This window comes from Desulfosporosinus sp. SYSU MS00001, assembly GCF_049943955.1.
Lineage (GTDB): Bacteria > Bacillota > Desulfitobacteriia > Desulfitobacteriales > Desulfitobacteriaceae > Desulfosporosinus.
Map to the genome: position 1 here is coordinate 114886 of NZ_JBNFTW010000009.1, position 16905 is coordinate 131790.

At 43.8% G+C, this 16905-nt stretch carries 15 protein-coding genes; 3 read left to right on the top strand and 12 right to left on the bottom strand.

All coding sequences use genetic code 11. The features are described from left to right. Positions 1-455: 455 nt before the first annotated feature. The 3 genes from ACPUYX_RS15910 to ACPUYX_RS15920 all read right to left on the bottom strand — a co-directional run bounded on the left by ACPUYX_RS15910 (position 456) and on the right by ACPUYX_RS15920 (position 2684). Positions 456-683, bottom strand: a complete 228-nt coding sequence (locus tag ACPUYX_RS15910; RefSeq protein ID WP_088226997.1) for a glutaredoxin family protein — start codon at positions 681-683, stop codon at positions 456-458. A 152-nt stretch (positions 684-835) separates the two neighbouring features. Beyond that, on the bottom strand, positions 836-1501 hold the full coding sequence (locus ACPUYX_RS15915; protein WP_426380617.1) for a response regulator: 666 nt from the start codon (positions 1499-1501) through the stop codon (positions 836-838). A 22-nt stretch (positions 1502-1523) separates the two neighbouring features. Continuing rightward, positions 1524-2684, bottom strand: a complete 1161-nt coding sequence (locus ACPUYX_RS15920) for a sensor histidine kinase (protein WP_426380618.1) — start codon at positions 2682-2684, stop codon at positions 1524-1526. Between the two features lie 345 nt (positions 2685-3029). On the opposite strand from ACPUYX_RS15920, the gene ACPUYX_RS15925 reads away from it, so the two are divergent. Both ACPUYX_RS15925 and ACPUYX_RS15930 read left to right on the top strand, forming a co-directional pair. After that, on the top strand, positions 3030-3533 hold the full coding sequence (locus tag ACPUYX_RS15925) for a CcdC protein domain-containing protein (RefSeq protein WP_426380619.1): 504 nt from the start codon (positions 3030-3032) through the stop codon (positions 3531-3533). 438 nt (positions 3534-3971) lie between these two features. Then, positions 3972-4967, top strand: a complete 996-nt coding sequence (locus tag ACPUYX_RS15930) for a 2-hydroxyacid dehydrogenase (protein ID WP_426380620.1) — start codon at positions 3972-3974, stop codon at positions 4965-4967. 99 nt (positions 4968-5066) lie between these two features. Here the strand turns inward: ACPUYX_RS15930 and ACPUYX_RS15935 are convergent, their stop codons facing one another. Next, entirely contained in the window at positions 5067-6419 is a 1353-nt protein-coding gene (locus ACPUYX_RS15935) for an MFS transporter (protein ID WP_426380621.1), read from the bottom strand. Between the two features lie 175 nt (positions 6420-6594). Here ACPUYX_RS15935 and ACPUYX_RS15940 point away from each other — a divergent pair, with 175 nt between their 5' ends. After that, a complete protein-coding gene (locus tag ACPUYX_RS15940) occupies positions 6595-7137 on the top strand; it encodes a transcription repressor NadR (protein WP_426380622.1) in 543 nt (180 codons plus the stop codon). A 359-nt stretch (positions 7138-7496) separates the two neighbouring features. Here ACPUYX_RS15940 and hprK read toward each other — a convergent pair whose 3' ends face one another. The 8 genes from hprK to ACPUYX_RS15980 all read right to left on the bottom strand — a co-directional run bounded on the left by hprK (position 7497) and on the right by ACPUYX_RS15980 (position 16608). Next, complete coding sequence (gene hprK, locus ACPUYX_RS15945; RefSeq protein WP_426380689.1) at positions 7497-8429, bottom strand: HPr(Ser) kinase/phosphatase; 933 nt, start codon at positions 8427-8429, stop codon at positions 7497-7499. Further along, positions 8411-10105, bottom strand: coding sequence for a phosphoenolpyruvate--protein phosphotransferase (gene ptsP / locus ACPUYX_RS15950; protein ID WP_426380624.1), 1695 nt, complete (start codon positions 10103-10105; stop codon positions 8411-8413). The genes hprK and ptsP overlap by 19 nt, the downstream gene beginning before the upstream one ends. Positions 10106-10114: 9 nt before the next feature. Continuing rightward, positions 10115-10387, bottom strand: coding sequence for an HPr family phosphocarrier protein (locus ACPUYX_RS15955; RefSeq protein ID WP_426380626.1), 273 nt, complete (start codon positions 10385-10387; stop codon positions 10115-10117). After that, positions 10384-11646, bottom strand: a complete 1263-nt coding sequence (locus tag ACPUYX_RS15960) for a zinc-binding dehydrogenase (protein WP_426380627.1) — start codon at positions 11644-11646, stop codon at positions 10384-10386. Before ACPUYX_RS15960 ends, ACPUYX_RS15955 begins: the two co-directional genes overlap by 4 nt. Positions 11647-11762: 116 nt before the next feature. Next, positions 11763-12695 carry a 1-phosphofructokinase gene (gene pfkB / locus ACPUYX_RS15965; protein WP_426380628.1) on the bottom strand — a complete coding sequence of 311 codons (933 nt, stop codon included), beginning with the start codon at positions 12693-12695 and terminating at the stop codon, positions 11763-11765. Beyond that, positions 12696-13136, bottom strand: a complete 441-nt coding sequence (locus ACPUYX_RS15970) for a PTS sugar transporter subunit IIA (RefSeq protein ID WP_426380629.1) — start codon at positions 13134-13136, stop codon at positions 12696-12698. Continuing rightward, positions 13133-15178: a BglG family transcription antiterminator gene (locus ACPUYX_RS15975; protein WP_426380630.1), complete on the bottom strand. Its 2046-nt coding sequence runs from the start codon at positions 15176-15178 to the stop codon at positions 13133-13135. Before ACPUYX_RS15975 ends, ACPUYX_RS15970 begins: the two co-directional genes overlap by 4 nt. A gap of 11 nt (positions 15179-15189) precedes the next feature. Further along, the gene (locus ACPUYX_RS15980) at positions 15190-16608 is read right to left on the bottom strand and encodes a PTS mannitol transporter subunit IICB (protein ID WP_426380631.1); all 1419 of its coding nucleotides are present in this window, start codon (positions 16606-16608) and stop codon (positions 15190-15192) included. Between the last annotated feature and the right edge of the window lie 297 nt (positions 16609-16905).

The window sequence follows — 16905 nt, forward strand, 5'->3', positions numbered from 1 at the left end:
CCTAACAATAATCTTGCGACTAAGGCTAAGCAAGTTCCCACCTAAATTGATGGTTCGTTCGACTAAACAAGGTATCTACTGAGCCAGACATAACCTTACGGCTATATCTGACCTGCGCGTTCTTATACAGGCATATATCATTTAATATATGGTTGTACAAGTTCAACACCTTGCAAAATCTTAGCTCGACATTTCCTGATAAGTTGGAACCCTAAAGCAATCCCTTAAACTGCTCTAAAGCTTTTCCCTACCAAAAAAAATCTTCCCGCCGACTATAAACAAACACCTTTAAGCACCTGCTTATAATCTTTGGCCGACTTATATACACCTGTTAAAGCATATATAAATCTTGGCTCGACCATTACGTACCCTTATGATTGTAGTATTACCTGATTACGTTTATTTATTCCGGAAATATATTCCTTGATCAAGCTGCATCCTTCTAAATAATACCTTCACTGAAGCAAAGACAAAATCTTATTCTTATTAAAGCCAACCACCGTATCATTACCGACAATGAATGCAGGAACTCCACTAATATTTTTGCTTTGCAGCTCGTTCAACGCCTCTTCATCGGTACTGATATTTCGTTCTTGAAACGAAATATTATGCTGCGAAAGAAACTCCTTCGCCATAGAGCAATAAGGTCAGGTATCGCTAGTATACATCGTTACATTTTTCATCCGAGTCCCTCCTTATTTTACTTAGATTAACTATAAGTATTGCATTAAGGATACATTTTTATCCATCTTTCTTCTTGTCTCTAATAATGTTTTAAACTCTTTAGGGTTCATCAGGGCTATGATGGGGGTCTTAGATGAGGATAAAGGATAAATCACTTGACCAAACCGCCGCGTAAAGCCTTAACAACAAGTTGAGTTCGATCCTCAGCGCCAAACTTTTGCAACAGACGATGAATATGGGTTTTCACAGTTCCTTCTGTTATGAAGAGAGTTTCGGCAATTTGATCATTTTTTAAGCCAAAGGCCATCTGCTGTAAGACCTCTTTTTCCCGTTCAGTAAGGGGTTCCAGAAGCTCAATTTGATTCTGACTCGCCTTAACTTCTGGAGACAAAGCCCTGACAAGAGCCCCTGCGGCCAAACCTGTACGGTACACAGCTTCCCCTCGGTAAGCAGCCCTTATGGTTTCCAGCATCACGTCCGTATCTGCGTCTTTAAGAAGATAACCAACTGCACCTGACCTTATTCCCTCATAAACATAATCTTGAACTTCAAATGTAGTAAGGATAACCACTTTAACCTCCGGCATATCTTTAAGAATCTCCCTTGTTGCTTTAATGCCGGAAAGTCCGGGCATTTGCACGTCCATCAAAACTACATCCGGCTTGGTTTCTAACGTTCGTCTCACCGCATCATCACCATTAGCAGCTTCACCTACAAGCTGCATATCCTTCTGCATTTTAATGATATAGCCTAAACCCTGTCTAATCATGGTCTGGTCATCAGCTAAGAGCACTCTAATCACACCTTGAGCTATCATTCTCGCACTACTCTCCTTCTTACTATAAATCCTGGGGAGGAATGGGTATATGAGTGATTATATTTAATCCCGACGGTTGAACTGGGTTAAACATAATACTCCCGCCAACTTCCTGCACTCGTTCCCGCATGCTTTTTATGCCATAGCCTTCCCAAGCACACCGATTCGCGCTGAAATTGCCATTATCCTTAATGGTCATGCTGCAATCCCTTCCTGAAACGGAAACATCCACTTCCACTCTAGTCGCTTGAGAATGGCGAAGAATATTCGTTATGGCTTCCTGAAGAACTTTGAACAACACGGCTCCTGCCTCAGAGGGCAAATCTTCGGCCTGAGAGTTTGCCCTGAAAGTACATTCCAGCTTCGAGGTAGCGTTCGTTTTAGAAACAAGGGCTTGCAGCGGAGCAATGCCTAGAGCCGACCTATCGGCCGCCAAAGCATGCACGGATACTCGAATATCTTGCAGACCCTGGCGAGCCACTGTCAACATTTCTTCCACCGATTGCTTCGCCTGATCCGGATCGTCTTCAATCATAAACCGCAGGGCCTGCAGCTGAACGATCAATGATGTCAGGCTGTGCCCTATGGCATCATGAATTTCTCGAGCAATCCTTGTCCGTTCGTCTAAGACAGCATGCTGCATGGTTGTAACCGCTGCCTGCTGAAGTTCTTTGTGAGCTTTTTCAAGTTCCTTAAGATGAAGCTGACTAAGTTTGTTGGCTTCCTGTCTGGTTACTCTGGCTCGAATTGAAACGGCAATACCAATAAAAAAAATCAGAATTGACAACGATTGAGAATAATTGTGGTGCCCAAATAACGTTAATAAAGAAAATATTTCTAAGAGAATAATAAATAAGTAATAGAAATATACTCGGTCCTTTAAACAGTACGATGCAGGAAATGTCAAAATAATCATCATATAAATACTAATTAAATTGTTTTGTAGTAACAAAGACATTACAACTATGATGCTAACAGCAATAGTAGCCATTAAGATCCTTTTAAGGTTCCACCATTCGTGAGGAGGCAGCCAAAAACTGGTGTAAACTAATAAAGTCAAACACCGAATTGCCACCAACAAGTAACTGCCCTGAAACATTCCCGCATTAAGCATAAAAAAAAGCAGGATGAAGGTAATGGGCAGAGAGCGCCGCCACTCAAACCTAATCTTTTCATAAAACATCGTACTTCACCTTTATCCAATCATAAGGCTCACACTTCTGCAAGGAGGAGTGGTTCTCGTACCTTGCATAGGTGGGGGTAGAGTCCCCGATGTTCAGTTTTTTACTGAACGAGTTCATTTATCTTAGCAAATTAATACTATCATAAACTAACAGTAATGACTTCTATCAAAAGATAGATACTGCCTTTTAAAATGGTCTTTTGACAGCCTCTATCTATAGATAGAGGTTCTATTATGTCGATTTCATTCTTCAGATGGATTTATCATTTGCTCAAATAGCTTAGAATAAATAGTGTTTCAAGCGCAAAAATCTTAAAGTAAAATCCATTTAGGAGGCAGGAAATAATGAATGCTATTGTACCCTTTATCGTAGCCGGAGTCATAATAATAAGGATCATTTGGTCTTTAGCAAGACGCACCCAAAAACCTATTGGAAATAACGGATTAGCAATCTTTTATCCATTAATTCTCTACCTTGCTCTCATAACGTTTACGGCAAGTAAACTATTTGTCAATCGGATTGGTGTTTTGGTTTTACCTTCAGTATCATTAATTTCAGTATTTAGTACGATTATTCTCGGAGGAATATTAGCTATTCCTGTCTTATGGACTACTGATTATGAATTCAGACAAAATCAAATCTATATTAAGAAAAACAAGTTCTTCCTGTTTGTCTTCTTGGGAGTTATCATTTTACGTCTTGCCTTAAAGAATATTTTATATAATTTGATGCCTGCCATGAGTTTATTGTGTCTAACCTTAGTATTGGCTACCGTTTATATGATGATCTGGCGAGTAGGCTGTTATGTAAAGTTTCGAAGGTTGGTAAAAAGTGCAGGAATGAACTAGAAAATCGCACGCAAAAGGCCCTGATTACAAGCTAGTAATCAGGGCTTTTCTGACTAAAAAAGCAATTCTGTACGTGAAAAATAACTCACTTTATTTTAAGCTCTGATTACTCTAACGTGCAACATAGTTGCCCTTGACTGTAAACAGTTTGCGGAGCATGATTTAATAAGGTTGTTCCGCATCTTAATCCTTTTTGACTCTACCGCGCCTATTTTAGGGCCAGTAACTTCCCCGAAAAGAGTGAACTCATTGCATGGAGAAGCGGTAAAGCTCGTTAATTACAAATTACTATTCAAATTCGATGAATATCTGTAGGTTCTAAGGTTCAATGAACATAAACTTCGAACTCAAGCAAATAATACCTTATATTAAATTTATAGTTAAAAACTATCACTCTTAACTATTAGTCCATAAAACTTACATAATCGGAGGTCAAATATGACTAAATGGAATGTTTACGTAACAAACGAAATACCCCAACCGGCGCTGGACATGCTGGCGGAACATTGCGATCTTGAAGTAAATCGCGAAGGGAAACCTCTACCGAAATCAACACTTTTGCAAAAGATTCAGGGACGGGATGCTGTTCTATGTTTACTAACTGATCAGATCGACGCAGAGGTGCTCAGAGCAGCAAACCGGGCTAAAATCTTTGCCAATTATGCCGTTGGTTATAACAACATCGATATTTCTGCCGCAACAGCACAGGGAATTATGATCTCCAACACTCCCGGAGTGCTGACTGATACTACGGCTGAGATGGCTTGGGCGCTATTATTTTCCGTTGCCCGGAGAGTTGTCGAATCAGATAACTATACTCGAATGGGAAAATATGAAGGTTGGGGACCGATGCTGTTTTTAGGGCAAGACATCTTTAACAAAACTGTTGGCATTATAGGGCCGGGAAGAATCGGTCTGTCGTTTGCGAAACGAGCGAAAGCCTTTGATATGAAAGTCCTTTACACCGGAAAAAAGGCAAACCCACTGTTTGAACATGAAACCGGCGGACAGTATGTAAGTATAGAAAAACTTCTCCAGAATTCAGATTATGTATCGATCCATACTCCCCTTCTTCCTGAAACATTTCATCTTATCGGCGAGAAGGAATTCAAGCAAATGAAAAAAACAGCTATCTTAATAAACACGTCACGTGGCCCGGTGGTTGATGAATTAGCCCTCGTCAAAGCCTTAGAGACCGGGGAGATCTGGGGGGCAGGTCTCGATGTATATGAATGGGAACCAAACCTGGCGGAAGGGTTAAGCAAACTCGACAATGTTACTCTTTGCCCTCATATCGCAAGCGCTACGATAGAGACCCGCACTAAAATGGGCACTATTGCTGCAGCCAACATTATAGCAGCAATGAAAGGAGAACTGCCTCCAAATTGTCTGAACCCTGAAGTACACAAGTCCTCAACCCGGCAAAATATTTGAGCCCAACAACAAATACTGATGCCCTGAGGAAGTGATTTTTATTAGATCACATTCCTCAGGGCATCAGTTTATTCACTGGCTGCAGCTATATCTCCACTTCTATTGCTCGGAGGCCAGCTTTTCCAAAGACTGTCCTTTTGTCTCCTCGCCTAAAATAACGACATCCAAAACGACGACGATCAAGACAAGGGTAAAAAGGCCAAACACTGATCCCGTTCCGAGATGAAATTTCCCGATCATATCCCCAACAACGAGGGGTGCTAAAATGCCGCCAATCCGGCCGAAGCCTGCTGCCCAGCCTGAACCGGTAGCTCTGGCATGGGTTGGATATAGTTCGGGAGTATAAGTGTAGATAATTCCCCATGCTCCCAGATTGAAGAAGGACATCAGCGATCCCGAAATCAGAATTGCCGAGGCAGTGACTCCTTGTCCAAAAAAGTAAGCGGTAATTGCCGTTCCCGCAACATAGAGGGCGAGAGTCGTTTTGCGTCCAATTTTGTCCACAAAATAAGCGGCGCTAAAATACCCGGGAATCTGGGCAAGAGTCATAATCATTACATAGCTAAAACTCTTAGTCAGGGAAAAGCCTTTAAGGGCTAACAGAGAAGGAAGCCAAGTAAAAATCCCGTAGTACGAAAAGACGATCCCAAACCATAAAAGCCAAAGAAAAATTGTCCGCCGTAAGAATGCCGGGGAGAACAATTCTTTAAATTTCGCTTGATTAGACTGAGTTACTGATTCCGCCAGCTCCTTAGTTTCCGTTTCAGATAAGTGCTTCTTACTTGATGAAACGTTACATTCCTCTTCAATTTTAACTACGATTGCTTCAGCTTCCTGCATTCGCCCTTTGCTTAAAAGATAGCGCGGCGACTCCGGGATTGATCGCCAGAGGAATAGGACATATAAAGCCGGGAGAAAACCAATAAAGAAGGCGATCGGCCAGCCAAACTTTGGAATGATAAGATAAGAAATTATGGAAGCCAACAGCCAGCCAAAGGCCCAGAAGCTTTCCAGTAAAACCAGAAATTTACCTCGATGTTTAACTGGCGAAAATTCACTGACTAAGGTAACCGCAACAGGCAGCTGTCCGCCAAGTCCAAAACCAACAATAAACCGAAAAACCAGCAGAGACGTCAGATTCCAAGATAGTCCACATAATCCTGTCGCTATGCTGTAAGCCACTAAGGTAAAGGCAAAGACCTTTTTGCGTCCGATCCTGTCCGCAATAGTCCCTGAAATTACTGCTCCTAACGCCATGCCAAGGAGTCCGATGCTCCCAATGTTTCCGATTTGTTCCGGACTCAAATGCCACTCTTTCATCAAAACCGGAAGAATGAAAGACACAATTCCAGTGTCCATCGAATCGAACATCCAGCCTAAACCCGCTGTAATAAGTAAAACATAATGAAATCTCGAAACCGGCAACTGCTCTAAACGTTCACTGATCTTCATATTACTTCCTCTTTCTCCATAAAACTATGGGACTTCTAATGTAATGAACCTTCCTTTAGCAAGAACTTGATTCATTGCTTACTTTGTTTTATCACAATATCTTTACAGGTGTCAAGACACCATTTGACAATTTCTCAACTCCCGTATTAAAATCAACTATAAAGTAGGTGATGAAATGAGCCAAAAAGAAGGTTTATCGGGGCGAGAACGCCGGAATCACTTGTTAAAACTTTTAAAAGACACCAAGGAACCTATCAAGGCTGCCTCCTTAGCCAAACTCACAGGAGTCAGTCGCCAGGTTATTGTTCAAGATATAGCCCTTCTGAGAGCTTCAGAGGAACCGGTGATTGCTACGCCACAAGGATATATCTATTCCTCAGATCTGCGCACAAAAGGCCTGCAAAAAATCATTTATAGTCGTCATTCGCCTTTAGATACGGAGAAAGAATTGAATATCTTAGTTGACCATGGCGTTAGTGTACTCGATGTCGGAGTGGAGCATTCTGTATATGGGAATATTTTTCGTCCGCTCCAATTAAAGAGCCGCTTGGACGTCAAGAAATTCATGGCCCAAATGTCAGAAAACCATGCGCACTTATTGTCGTCTTTAACCGGCGGTCTGCATCTTCATACCATTGAAGCGCCCACAGAAGAAGTTTTGCAGCAGGTTTGCGAGGTTCTAACACAAGAAGGATTTTTGGTCGATATAAAAGATTAAATAACTTATCGCTGGAAAGTATGAACGAAGTGAACTCGTTGAGCTACAGCTGAACATCAGGGCTTCGGTGACGAAAGTGTCCTGTGGACACTTTCGTCGAAAGCGCCTAGCCCCTAACAAACGCAATCGCACTGAAAGATGGACTTTACCCCCACTAAAGCAAAAGATGGGAACCACTCCCACTTGTCGAAGTGGGAGTCTTACGATCGGATAACTACACGTTGTAATTGCACAAAAAGACTGTTATGGCCACCAGCCGGCTCATAACAGTCTTTTTAAATCGACCTATTTTGTTGCTGAGTACGCTCACAATTCCTACAATATCACTTCCATAAAAGCTCGTATAAACGCGAAATTCCTTACATCCGTTTGCTTCGCAGGCGATTTTGCATGACAGCGACCTCAATAATGGACGCAAGCTGACGGCCGGGCCGAACCGGTATTGTCACTTTGGGGACGGGAATACCAAGTATAGTCGAAGTTTGAGGAGGATCAAGACCTAAGCGGTCATAATACTTCCCTTCTTGCCATTCTTCCAGCTCGACAAGAAGATGAATTTCTTTTTCTTCGCGGACAGCCCCTGCACCAAACAGCTTTGTGACATCCAAAATTCCGAGACCTCTTACCTCAAGAAGATGCCGGATGGTTTGGGGTGCCCTGCCGTGTAAATTCTCCTCATCAACCCGCTGCACCTCAACAGCATCATCTGCCACCAATAAGTGTCCGCTGCGAATCAATTCCAGAGCAGTTTCACTTTTCCCGATCCCGCTATCCCCCGTAATGAGTACCCCAATCCCAAAAACGTCGACCAAGACACCGTGAACCAGAGTGGATGGCGCCAATCGATTGGCAAGGAAACGAATGAGCAAATAGTAGAGCTGCGTCGTAGAGCGGTCAGATGCCAAGAGGGGTATGCCTCTAGCTTCAGCTAAGTGAACAAATTCTTGAGGAATCGCCAATCCCCTAGTGATGATAAGGCAGGGAACTTCCTGAACCATGACCTTCGCCAAATTCTCTTGACGCACTTCAGGGGGAAGCTGATCAAACAGCCCTAATTCTGTGCTCCCATAGATTTGAATTCTCTGGGGAGTCAAATAGGTCAGATAGCCGACCAATTCGGCGCTGGGGCGCTTAAGACTGTAATCGGTTATTTCCTTATCCATACCCCTCTGCCCGGCTATAACTCTAAAGCCAAATTCCTCTACTAATTGCTCAACAGTTACCAGTCTAAGTCTCCTCCTGAGTTCAAAATAACCTTGTATGCTCTCAACGATTAAGTTACCTGAGATGATTGAAGTACCTTAATTACCTCTGAGGGCCTGGCACAAGCAAGCACAGATTTAACCAATGTTTCTTGTTCTTCCGCCGACATCTCCATTTTTCCCAATGAAGTTCGAACTTTAGCTAACGAACCCGGTGCCATACTTAACTCTTTGATACCAACCGCTTTGAAAAAGGGCGCCAAAAGTGGGTCTCCTCCGGCTTCGCCGCAAATTCCCGTCCAGATCCCCTTCTCAAGCGCAGCTTGACTGACTCGGGCGATCATCCCTAAGACCGCTGGGTGATAAGGCTGATTAAGCTCAGCCAGTTCAGGGTTTTCCCGGTCAGCAGCCAACATATATTGAGTTAAGTCGTTGGTTCCAATTGAGAAGAAGTCAACCAAAGGGGCGAACTTATCTGCCAGCCAAGCTGCAGAGGGAATTTCAATCATCATCCCGACCTGAAGGCCTCCGATCTCATAACCGGCCTGTAATACTTCCTCGCGGGCGGCCCATAGGTTTTCCTTAGCCTGTTCAAGTTCCTCCAGAGTGGCAATCATGGGAAACATAACTGCCGTCGGCCCTGCAGCAGATGCCCGCCAAATAGCCCGCAGCTGCTGACGAAAAAGTTCAGGGCGCCGCAATGTGAACCTCAGGGCACGAACACCGAGAAAAGGATTTTTTTCTTGCGGAAGGTTTAAGGCGGGGGCTTTTTTATCCCCCCCGATATCCAAGGTCCTGATGACCGTCAAGTGGGGTGAACAGTCGGCAATGACTTGACGATACGCTTCCAACTGATCTTCTTCACTGGGAAGCTCTTCTCCCATAAATAAAAACTCCGTTCGATATAAGCCAATCCCTTGAGCCTTAAATTTCCGGACAAGAGACAAATCACCCGGGCTGCCAATGTTTGCTGCTAAAGTCATCCCCTGGAGTAAGGAATTCTCGCCGAAAATCACCTCTTCTCCTGCATCAATGTTAGCAAAGATAACTTGGTTTTCCGCTGATGCCTGAACCCAGCCTTCCTCACCGTCCAGTTCAAGCCATTTCTGAGCCGTTAAATCTCCCCATCCATCGTTGACGCCGACGAGAGCCGGAATGCCATAGGTGCGAGCTAAAATGGCAGCATGAGAAGTTTTCCCTCCCTGACGAACGATAAAGCCAAGCACTCTATCCTTCGGTAAGGCAATGGTTTGAGCAGGCGTCAACTCATTGGACAAAACGATATAATTCCCGCTTTGCGGAAAGAGATCAGAAACATCATCTTGAACATTTTGAAGGTTCTTCAGTAATTGTCCCAATACATCCTGGACATCCACAGCACGCTCTTGAAAATAGGGATCCTCCAAACTCCGCAGCATTTGCACAGCTTCCCCCGCTACCTCCTGAAGAACCTGTTCAGCGTTTAGTTGTCCATTTTCTAAGCGTTGATAAGCCTCACCAATAAAAGAAGGATCACTGAGTAAAAGCTTGTGGGCAACGAATATTTGAGCCACTTCCTCACCTTGCTCAGCTCTTACCTTCTCTTCCAAGCCGGTTAAATTCTGCTCAGTACGAAGGACAGCTTGTTGCAAACGTACCCTTTCCTCCTCAACAGAACCTTGAGAAGTTTCTCCTGCCGTCTCTGCTTGGAATCCTTTCAAGAACCAAGTTGGTCCGGCGGCATGTCCCGCCGAAACCCCAAGCCCATGCCAAATCTTGTTTTCCATAAGATTTACCTACCTATCTTGGGATTCAAGATCAATCATTAATTTCTCCAAAGCAACAACAGCTTCTGTTTCATCCTCGCCCTCAACTAAGAGTTCAAAAACGCTCCCTGTTGACAGGCCTAAAGAAAGGATGCCTAAGATGCTCTTACCATCGACAACGGAATTGCCATGTTTAATTTTAATGTTACTGCGAAAACGGCTGGCTGTTTGCACCCACAGGGATGCCGGACGCGCATGCAGACCAGATTTGTTGTTGATTGTTAATTCACGAGTTAGCATCATTTAGCCCTCCATTTCTCAAGAAGATAGCGTTCTGCTTCGGCACACCAAAGCCCTTTATTGTTGGCAACGATATCTGCTAAACAGGCAAAATGCGTATTATTAACACCCAGCTTGGCAAAATCCTCAATGGCCGTTAATTCCATATTAATGTGCGTATAAATCAGCTTTTTCCCTCCGGGGATATGAGGTAAGTTTAAAACGGTTTCGGCCACGGCGTCCAAACCGCCAATATGAGTAACCATGACGGCAGGATTAATTTTCTTCTCTTCCGTCAGTTTCAGCGATTCCAGAAGATCCTCCGTATTCCCTCCGGTAGTACCCATAATATGAGTCGAACCATAGTGAACATTATACAAGTTCAAATGCGCTCCGAACTTCGGATCAGTCGGGCCGGCAAAAAAGTTAAGACAACCGTCACGTCCCAAAATCTGATCGCCCTGTTCAACGACGGGTTTTATAGGCGTAAAGACAAAAACATCATCAAAACCTGTGTCACCTGTCAAAGACCGCAGCTTAGCGGGAACATCCTCAACATCCTTAGTATTGACAAATAGCAACTCTACACCGCATTTTTTAGCTTCCTGTTCCGTAAAAATTGTGCGGGCTCGAGAAAGCTTCTCCTCATCAACATCCGTAACGACTAACAAGGAAGGACGGCGGTCAGCATGGAGAGCATAGTCGATGGCCCCTAGGCCCATCGGTCCGGCGGCAGCCAATAAGGCCATTTTACCGCCCTCGACAATCCCCATGCGATGTTCGTAACTTCCCATACTCGTATGATAGCTGGCATGGAAAGCTCCGATAATGCAGGACATGGGTTCCGCTAAAGAAGCTTCGTAGTAGGCTTCTCCTTGATAGTTCAGAAAACAGCCAATTTCCATGACTTCCCGCGGGATTACATTATACGTGGCGTCTCCTCCAAAATAGCGATAAGAATAGCCGGGAGACCACATGGTACCCTTGTAGTTCAAAGCCGGCTGCAAGGCAAACTTATTTCCTTCCTTAAACTGGCCCTTTAATTTTTCTCCGACTTTAACGATATTGCCTGCGAACTCATGGCCCACGATAATTGGGTGGACATCGACATCTTGAGGCACCCTTTTGTGGTTCTTACCCAAAATAGCTGCTTTATAGGTTGACATGCAGACACTATCAGAAATAACTTCTACTAAAATTTCCTCATCGGTTATCTCCGGTAGTTCAAACTCTTCTAAGCGGAGATCATTTTCATTATATAAGCGTACTGCTCTGGTTTTCATTGATTACCCCTCCTGATGTTAAATAGCGAATTTCAAAATTATCCGTCTGATGCGAAGCTAGTGAACTTGTAGGAAAAGGGAGCCTTACTATTTAATAACGATATCTGCTCTTAGCCTCAAGCAAGTCTCTGATACTGAACCTGCTCAAGGTAAGAGAGCACCTTAGCTAACTCTGGCGGTTGAGTACCGGGAGTTATGACTTGCGCGGCGCTCGCGGCTATTGCCCAGCGAACCGCTCGAAGCAAATAATCCTCACCCGGCGGAACAAGGGTCAGGGCAGCGACCATAGCATCCCCTGCTCCTACGGTGCTTTTGACTTCAACGGGCAAGGCCTGAGCATGAATGACCTGCTCTTGATAGGCGAAAAGTGCACCTTCCGAACCCAACGATACGACGATCACTTCCACCCCTTGACTCAGTAAATCGCGGGCCGCCTTGGCAATATCATCCAGACCAGAGAGTTTTTGACCGAGAAAATGTTCAAGCTCATGACGATTAGGCTTTACAAGATATGGCTTTGCTTTAAGCCCTTCACGAAGCAGTTCGCCATCAGCATCTAAAAACGTTTTTCCGCCCAGGGCTTTTGCCCGTTCCAGCCAGCGCCGATAAATAGAAGAAGGCACAGAACCGGGAATACTGCCGGAAAGGACTAAGCTCGTTTCTGAATCAAGGTCTTTGAAGATCCTATCTTCAATCTCTTGAATAGCTGCCTCAGAAATCATGATTCCTGGTTCATTGATATCTGTAAAGGTTGAATTCAGAGGATCAACAATTTTTAAGTTTGTACGGGTCTCCCCCTGAACAAAAAGAAAATCATGAGAGATACCCCTGTGTTCGATCTCAGCCTGGATAAACTCGCCATTGCGGCCAGCTAAGACACCCAAGGCCATACTCTCGCCGTTTAAGGCACGAATAACCTTAGAAACATTAATGCCTTTACCGCCGGCATCCATCTGAAGTTTCGTGATGCGGTTGACAGACCCCAGGCGAAAATCTTGAACTTCCACTGTCTTGTCCACCGCCGCATTCAAGGTGACAGTTTTAATCATCTATGCCTCACCGCCAGAAAGGATTTCCAGAACCTTTTGCTTGCTTGCGGCTTGTTTAAGCTTTGTCACATTCTCCTCTTCCTGGCAAACTAAGGCGATGGTCGATAACAATTCAAGATGTTCATCATCTTTACCGGCAATTCCAATTAATACATAGGCGATATTCCCTTCGCCAAAATCAACACCTTCAGGGTATTGCAGCATGACAAGTCCGGACTTTTGAATATATTGGATATATTCCGGAAGCCCATGTGGAATGGCAATGCCATTTCCCACATAAGTCGTCAGACTCTCTTCTCGCTTTGTCATCCCTTCCAGATATTCACTTCGAACATACCCGTTCTTCCTCAGAAGTTCCCCGGCTCTTAAAATGGCATTCCCCTTTGATTCAGATACCAGGCCAAGTTGTATATTGTCTTCGTTAAAGATCTCTTGATTCACGACTCTTCCTCCTTATTTAGGATTTCAACTAATTCACTGCGTATATCTTTCAAATCACCAAAACGCAAAACCTCAGCAAAATAATCATTCTCAACCAGAGCAACGCTGATTTTCCCAAGCAACTCAAGAAGGTAATTGCTTTCGTCTTTGCGTGCCAGCATGACAAAAAACGTATCAATATTTTCAGAAGAGTATCCGAATCCTTTAATTTCAATAAAATGTTTAAGCCGAAAGGCACTGACAAAGGGTTCGGGAATATCCTCCGCACGAAAGTGAATGAGAGCGATATGACGGCCGGGGATAATTACATTCCCTTTTTCTTCTCGTTTAGCTATCAAATTATAAATTCGCGCTTTGTCTTCGATAATATGAGCCTCGTGTATGCCTTGGACAATACCCTGAATCGTGTCTTGATAAGTTTCCGCTTGCAGAGAGTTCAAGTGAAACTTCTGCAGCATGACATTGACCGTTTCCAAATCTTGTTCCAGCTCGTCAGGTTCGCAGACGGGTAACGAGATGTTCTTTTTTAGAGCACTCTCTTGGCCAGCCTTTGTTAAAGCTGCTTTCACTTTTTCAATATCCTCTTGCGGCAGAAACGGAGAAACGACCGTTAGCTCAGGCACAATCTCAGGCTCGATATTAACCGTCGAAACCACCATGGTATAGCCGTCTTTTATCTTAGCGTGCATATCCCGCAAAGAACAGATGTCAATGGTTTCTAATTCAGGGAATTCATTGCGAATTTTATGATACAACATTTTAGCCGTGCTCATACCATTGGGACAAATAATAAGCATCCTGTTCTTTTTCTCAAGCTTATTTTGTCTCTCAATAGCTGCGCCAATATGCATGGTAATATACCCAACTTCATTACTGGGAATCGTTAAGTTATATTTCGAGAAAACATGCCGACATGCATAAGAAACCGCATTATATAGCTGGGCGTAATAGTGCCTGATCTCGTTAATGATTGGATTTCTTACTTCAAGTCCCATTGTCAAACGATATAAGGCCGGATTAAGATGCTGAGTTAACCCATTAAGAAGAGTTTCATCACCAATGATTTTTTGATTAAGCTTTTTTTCAGTAAGATAAATCATTTCCCGAATTAAATCTTCTAACTCGAAACCCAGCTTTTGAGCTTCATTCTCATCCTGAAACAACTTCCTATCGCCCTGTAAGTGAATTGCCAAATAAGCAAGTTCGCTCTCCGGGAGATCAATCCCATAATCACGAAGAATTTCCTGGACTTGAGTCATAAAGCCAAATTCCTTGGAGGTGATTATATCCCGCACCAATTGAGGGGGCAATTCAATGGGATTCTGGCACTCAGTACGTTTAATAACCAGCAGTAAGTGGATATACGCACTGAAAAACTTAATATCGTTTGTCAGAGACACATTTTCATTGATTTCATCCATGATATCTTTGGTTAAAGAAGTTAAAGCTTCTCCAAAGGTAACTTTGAAAAAGGCCAGCAGCAGATAATCTTTGCTGTCTTCATAAAGAAACGTCAGTAACTCACTTAGAGGCTTATAATTGTAGATTAAATCAACAAAAGCGTTACGCTTATACCAGTCTGAGCCTGTGACTTCCAGACCATACCCTCTTTTACGAACCAGAGTCAGGTTTTTATCTTCCAGCCAGCTTTGAATCTTGTCCAGGTAGAAACTAATAGTCCCTTCAACCACGTTAAATTGATGACTAAAATAAGCTGATTTTAGAGGCTCATCAGCTAAGAGAAGCTGGGCCGTGATCAAGATTTGACGCTGCTCCTGAGTAAGCAGCCATAGAGTGGGGAATTCTTTGAAACTTTCCCTGACCTTAATTAAATCCTGTTCTGTTCCGTCAACATAGAGCTTTCCTCCGCTTTCCGAGATACGTACCTTGTATTGCTTCAACCAATCATTTAGGGCAGAAGTCTCCCGGGAAATTGTCCTCTCGCTGACGTCAATTTGTTGAGAAAGGCCCTTAAGGGTTAGGGGACCTTTCTCCATCAGATTATTCATGATAAACTTTTGCCGAACAGTTAATTCTTCCACATTCTCACAACCTATTTAATTAAGCTGTTGACATACTCCACATACGTTGTTTTATCTAAAAAGTTCTTAACTGTGACGATTTCTGCCTTTGGTGCGACCTCAGCCGCACGGTTTGCCAGTCCTTCCTGGGTAAAGACAACATCAGCTTCCGCGGGAATCTGATTGACCGCCGTATGCCGCACTTCGATAGTCAAACCTGCATCTTTGATTGTTTTCTTGAGAATAGACTCTCCCATAGCCGACGAACCCATACCAGCTTCACAAGCAAATATTATCAGCTTTGGCATTTGTACGGCTTTTTGTACGTTACTTTGTCCTTTGCTCTCAGCTTTCATTTGCGTAACCATCTGCTGAGCATTGACAAGGTCTTCTCCGCTGGTTTCAGTTTTATCCCGTTTTAAAATAACTGAAGCAATCAGGAAAGAAACTACTGCGCCGACAGCGATCCCAAACATTACAGGCAAGAACCCGCCTTTTGGAGTCATGGCCATTTCTGCAAAAATACTGCCTGGTGACGGAGTAGCTACTAATCCGGCATGGGTCACGACGAAGGTAAAATCAGCGGCCATTCCTCCACCGATCACGGCGAGTAATAAGAACGGTTTCATGAGTACATAAGGGAAATAGATTTCATGAATACCGCCTAAGAATTGAATAACGATTGCTCCAGGAGCAGATTGCTTGATCATACCCTTGCCATACAACCAATAGGCGGCTAAAATTCCCAGACCAGGCCCGGGATCCGTCTCCAGAAGGAAGAAGATGGATTTGCCCACTTCTTTAACTTGCTGAATTCCTAAAGGCGCTAGAACACCATGATTAATCGCATTATTTAAAAATAAGATCTTACCAGGTTCGATGAAAATCGAAATCAGGGGAAGTAATCCTGCATTGGTTACAGCAACAGCCGCACTGCCTAAGACATTGGAAAAACCCTGGACAACAGGCTCGATCACAAGATAGGCTAGGATTGAAAGCAAGGCTCCTAAGATTCCGGCCGAGTAATTGTTAACCAGAATTTCAAAACCGGTTGGCACTTTACCCTCGACAAGTTGGTCAAACTTTTTAATGACCCAACCGCCCAGTGGTCCCATGATCATGCCGCCGAGAAACATTGGAATGGAAGCTCCCACAACGATACCCGTCGTGGCGATGGCACCGACAACTCCGCCTCGGGTACCATAGATCAGTTTGCCGCCCGTATAACCGATTAGAAGGGGCAATAGATAAGAAATCATCGGGCTGACCACTTTCGCTAAATAAGCATTGGGCCACCATCCTGTCGGAATAACAAAAGCAGTGATCAACCCCCAGGCAATGAAGGCGCCGATATTGGGGATAACCATTCCAGCCAGGAAACCGCCGAATTTCTGGATCTTTGCTTTTGTCTTTCCACCACCGCTGACAAGGGAACTTACATTTGCCGACATATCCATACCTCCTTTGATTTGTTAAATTCATCTTAAGCCCGGCCAGCTGATATTACAATTTAAAGAAAACCAATCTTGACACCGCATTTTACTGACAATTTTAATAATTTATTTTCTTCCAATATTCAGGAGACTTTTCCGCAAACCTTAGAGAGCCACTCGATGACACCAGTTTGCCAATTGTTCGCACCTCGGCACGAAGACTTTGGCACAAGCGGCAGGTTGGTTGCTCTCATGTTCTAAAGAAAAGTATATGTCCGATAGCATAAAAAGGAGGCAGCCTTGCACATAGAATGC

Coding starts and splice junctions, on each gene's coding strand:
- ACPUYX_RS15915 (WP_426380617.1), bottom strand. CDS start 1,501: ATGATAGCTCAAGGTGTGATTAGAGTGCTCTTAGCTGATGACCAGACC.
- ACPUYX_RS15920 (WP_426380618.1), bottom strand. CDS start 2,684: ATGTTTTATGAAAAGATTAGGTTTGAGTGGCGGCGCTCTCTGCCCATT.
- ACPUYX_RS15925 (WP_426380619.1), top strand. CDS start 3,030: ATGAATGCTATTGTACCCTTTATCGTAGCCGGAGTCATAATAATAAGG.
- ACPUYX_RS15930 (WP_426380620.1), top strand. CDS start 3,972: ATGACTAAATGGAATGTTTACGTAACAAACGAAATACCCCAACCGGCG.
- ACPUYX_RS15935 (WP_426380621.1), bottom strand. CDS start 6,419: ATGAAGATCAGTGAACGTTTAGAGCAGTTGCCGGTTTCGAGATTTCAT.
- ACPUYX_RS15940 (WP_426380622.1), top strand. CDS start 6,595: ATGAGCCAAAAAGAAGGTTTATCGGGGCGAGAACGCCGGAATCACTTG.
- ptsP (WP_426380624.1), bottom strand. CDS start 10,105: ATGGAAAACAAGATTTGGCATGGGCTTGGGGTTTCGGCGGGACATGCC.
- ACPUYX_RS15955 (WP_426380626.1), bottom strand. CDS start 10,387: ATGATGCTAACTCGTGAATTAACAATCAACAACAAATCTGGTCTGCAT.
- ACPUYX_RS15960 (WP_426380627.1), bottom strand. CDS start 11,646: ATGAAAACCAGAGCAGTACGCTTATATAATGAAAATGATCTCCGCTTA.
- pfkB (WP_426380628.1), bottom strand. CDS start 12,695: ATGATTAAAACTGTCACCTTGAATGCGGCGGTGGACAAGACAGTGGAA.
- ACPUYX_RS15980 (WP_426380631.1), bottom strand. CDS start 16,608: ATGTCGGCAAATGTAAGTTCCCTTGTCAGCGGTGGTGGAAAGACAAAA.